This is a genomic window from Streptomyces sp. SID3212 (genome assembly GCF_009865405.1).
Classification (GTDB): Bacteria; Actinomycetota; Actinomycetes; order Streptomycetales; family Streptomycetaceae; genus Streptomyces.
In genome coordinates this window covers 1-4,021 of record NZ_WWJY01000076.1, presented here as the reverse complement: position 1 = coordinate 4,021, position 4,021 = coordinate 1, and the positions used below count along the sequence as shown (strand labels likewise).

3 protein-coding genes are annotated in these 4,021 nt (G+C 68.1%); 1 reads left to right on the top strand and 2 read right to left on the bottom strand.

Translation table 11 applies throughout. The features are described from left to right. Positions 1-153: 153 nt before the first annotated feature. Together GT042_RS02690 and GT042_RS02685 are read right to left on the bottom strand one after the other, a co-directional pair. Complete coding sequence (locus GT042_RS02690; RefSeq protein WP_161307091.1) at positions 154-1,254, bottom strand: DUF475 domain-containing protein; 1,101 nt, start codon at positions 1,252-1,254, stop codon at positions 154-156. Between the two features lie 174 nt (positions 1,255-1,428). Further along, positions 1,429-2,259, bottom strand: coding sequence for an aldo/keto reductase (locus GT042_RS02685; protein WP_161307090.1), 831 nt, complete (start codon positions 2,257-2,259; stop codon positions 1,429-1,431). A 179-nt stretch (positions 2,260-2,438) separates the two neighbouring features. On the opposite strand from GT042_RS02685, the gene sthA reads away from it, so the two are divergent. Then, the gene (sthA, locus tag GT042_RS02680; RefSeq protein WP_161307089.1) at positions 2,439-3,842 is read left to right on the top strand and encodes a Si-specific NAD(P)(+) transhydrogenase; all 1,404 of its coding nucleotides are present in this window, start codon (positions 2,439-2,441) and stop codon (positions 3,840-3,842) included. The last annotated feature ends 179 nt before the right edge of the window (positions 3,843-4,021 follow it).

Below are 4,021 nucleotides of genomic sequence, written 5' to 3'. Positions count from 1 at the left end.
GCCGCCCTCGCGGCGGGCGGCGAGGTCGCCGCTCCCCCGTCGTCCCCGCCGACCGGCCGGGAGGCGACGCTGCGCGACCCGGACGGCGGCATGTTCACCGTGGTGAGCGACCGTTAGCGGGATACCGGGAGGCCCGCCCCGAGCCGGCGGGCCTCAGGCGTCGGACCCGCTGCTCGCGAGGCGCCTGTTGCGGAGGACCGAGGACCAGAACGACCAGCCGATCAGGACCACGCCGACGAGCCCGGTGATGAGTTCGCTGATCTGGTACTGGATGGTCACGATCAGGATCACGGCGAGCGCCCCGATCGCGTAGTGCGCGCCGTGCTCCAGGTACACGTAGTCGTCCAGCGTGCCCTTGCGCACGAGGAAGACCGTGAGCGACCTGACGTACATCGCGCCGATGCCGAGGCCCAGCGCCAGCAGCACGATGTCGTTGGTGATGGCGAAGGCGCCGATGACCCCGTCGAAGGAGAACGACGCGTCGATGACTTCCAGGTAGAGGAACATGAAGAACGCGGCCTTGCCCGTGACGGCCGCCGCCGAGCGCGCCCGGCCGACCTCCTCGGCCTTCTCGGTCTCGCGTTCCTCTTCCTCCTCCAGCCGGCCCTCGAAGAAGCTGGAGAGCCCGCCGACGATCAGATACGTGATGAGACCGGCGACCCCCGCGGTGAGCACCGTGGACGCCTTGTCGGCATGATGCCCGCCGTGCTGGTGGGCGCTCGTGGCGACCGTCATGGACGCGATGAGCAGCGCGATGAGCGCGAGGCAGACGGCGAGCATGTCGACCTGGCCGAGCTTGGCCAGCGGCCGCTCCAGCCAGGCCTGCCACTTGATCTCCCGGTCCTCGAAGATGAAGTTGAGGAAGATCATCAGCAGGAACATGCCACCGAAGGCCGCGATCGACGGGTGCGCGTCGGTGACCAGCTGCTGGTAGCGGTCCTTGTCGTTCAGGGCGAGCCGTACGGACTCGATCGGACCGATCTTGGCCGTGACGGACACGATCAGGACGGGGAAGACCAGCCGCATGCCGAAGACAGCGATCAGCACACCGATGGTGAGGAAGATCTTCTGCCAGAAGGCGCTCATCTTCTTGAGGATCCCGGCGTTGATCACCGCGTTGTCGAAGGACAGCGAGATCTCCAGCACCGCCAGGATCGCGACGATCCCCAGCGCTTTCGTACCGTCGTAGAGGACCCCCAGCCCCAGGCCGAGCGCGGTGACCACGAAGGCCCACCGGAAGGTCTTCAGAATCACTGGCTACCCCATCATCCGTGTCATCCGTGTACGAAGGCGCGTCATCCGGGTACGACGGCGCGGATCTCCGGCCCAGTGAATCATCATGCGTCGTACACCGTCCTGGCGGGGCGCCCGTCGGGCCCCCGACCCGGATGTTCATGCGACCGTCCCCGCCGGTCGGTCTTCCGGGGGTCAGTTGTCGGGGTACCGGTCCGGGTCGAAGCCGGTGCGCTCGTCGCGGTTGAGCGCCGAGATCTCCGCCATGTCCCCCTCGGTGAGGGTGAAGTCGAAGAGACGGAAGTTCTCCTCGACCCGTGCGCGCGTGACCGACTTCGGGAAGACGATGTCGCCGCGCTGGATGTGCCAGCGGAGGGTCACCTGGGCGGGGGTGCGGCCGAGGCGCTCGGCGATGGACGTGATGGTGGGGTCGCCGAGCACCTTGCCCTGGGCGATCGGGGACCAGGCCTCGGTGGCGATGTCGTGCTCGGCGTTGAAGGCCCGTACGTCGTCCTGGGTCAGGTAGGGGTGGATCTCGATCTGGTTGGCGGCCGGCACGATCACGCTGTTCTGGAGCAGCCGCCGCAGGTGGTGCGGCTGGAAGTTGGAGACGCCGACGGCCCGGACCCGCCCGCCGCGGTACATCTCCTCCATGGCGTGCCAGGTCTCCACGAAGTCGCCGACGGACGGCATCGGCCAGTGGATGAGGAAGAGGTCGAGCGGGCCGATGTCGAGGACCTCCAGGGTCCGGTCGAAGGCCCGCAGGGCGTCCTCGGGCGCGTGGGCCCGGTCGTTGAGCTTGCTGGTCACGAAGATCTCGCTCCGGTCGACGCCGGAGTCGCGGATCGCCTGGCCGACCTCCCTCTCGTTCCCGTAGGCCTCGGCGGTGTCGATGTGCCGGTAGCCCGTCTCCAGCGCGACGAGCGTCGCCGCGCGGGTCTGCTTAGGCGGGATCTGGAAGACACCGAATCCGAGCTGCGGGATGGTGACGCCGTTGTTGAGCGTACGGGTGGGGACTGCGGGCATGGGGGTTCCTCGATCCGTCTCGGCCGCCGGCGGGAAGATATCCGTACAGAAAGTGACTCGATCTCCCCGGACAGGACAAAACGTACCCATGATCCGGGACCCGAGCCGTGATTGATGGGGCCGTCCCGCGCATCGGACCCGCCCTTCCGGGAACCGCGGGTGGCTGACAGACTCCTCCCGTGCCCGACTTCGACATGCTTGTCATCGGATCAGGACCGGGCGGCCAGAAGGCCGCCATCGCCGCGGCCAAGCTCGGTCGCCGGGTGGCGATCGTCGACCGCCCCGACATGGTCGGGGGCGTCTCCATCCACACGGGGACGGTGCCCTCCAAGACGCTGCGCGAGGCGGTGCTCTATCTCACCGGGCTCAGCCAGCGCGACCTGTACGGCCAGAGCTACCGGCTCAAGGAAGAGATCACCGTCGCCGACCTGACGGCCCGTACGCAGCACGTGGTCAGCCGTGAGGTCGACGTCGTCCGCAATCAGCTGGCCAGGAACCAGATCACGCTGCTCTCCGGCACCGGGCGGTTCGTGGACGACCACACCGTGGCCGTACGGGACGGCTCCGGCCAGGACCGGCTGCTGACCGCCGGCCACATCGTCATCGCGACAGGCACCCGTCCGGCCCGCCCGGCGACCGTCGAGTTCGACGACCGTACGGTCATGGACTCGGACAGCGTCCTCAACATGGCCGACGTGCCGCGGTCCATGGTGATCGTGGGCGCCGGGGTCATCGGCATGGAGTACGCCTCGATGTTCGCGGCCCTCGGCAGCAAGATCACCGTGGTGGAACAGCGGGACGGGATGCTGGACTTCTGTGACGTCGAGGTGGTCGAGGCGCTCAAGTACCGCCTCAGGGACCTGGCCGTCACGTTCCGGTTCGGCGAGACGGTCGCGGCGGTGGAGCGGCACGAACACGGCACGCTGACCGTCCTGGAGAGTGGCAAGAAGATAGCCGCCGACGCGGTGATGTACTCGGCGGGACGCCAGGGGCTGACGGACGAACTCGACCTGGACAAGGCGGGGTTGAGCGCCGACAAGCGCGGACGCATCAGCGTGGACGAGCACTACCGCACGACCGTGCCGCACATCTACGCCGTCGGTGACGTCATCGGCTTCCCCGCGCTGGCCGCGACCTCCATGGAACAGGGCCGCGCCGCCGCGTACCACGCGTGCGACGAGCCGGTGAACGCGATGCACCACTTGCAGCCGATCGGGATCTACACCATTCCCGAGATCAGCTTCATCGGGAAGACCGAGGACCAGCTGACCGACGAGAAGGTGCCCTTCGAGGTCGGCGTCTCGCGCTACCGCGAACTAGCCAGGGGCCAGATCATCGGGGACACGCACGGCATGCTGAAGCTGCTGGTGTCACCGGAGGACCGGAAGCTGCTGGGGGTGCACTGCTTCGGCTCCGGCGCGACCGAGCTGATCCACATCGGCCAGGCCGTGATGGGGTGCGGCGGGACGGTCGACTACCTGGTCGACGCGGTGTTCAACTATCCGACGCTCGCAGAGTCCTACAAGGTCGCGGCGCTCGACGTGACGAACAAGATCCGCCAGATCGACCGTATGGAACGCTGACCGGCCCCCTCCCGCGCCGTTTATTCTTCAGGCTACCTGCGCATTTGCTGTACGATGCGGCCCATGACCGGTCGGAGGAACGAGGCGGCGCGGGCGGCGGTGGGCCTGTCGCTCGCCCTGGGCAGACTGCGGGGGCGGCTGCGCGCGGAGGGCGGCCCCGGCTCCTCGGTGTGGACCAG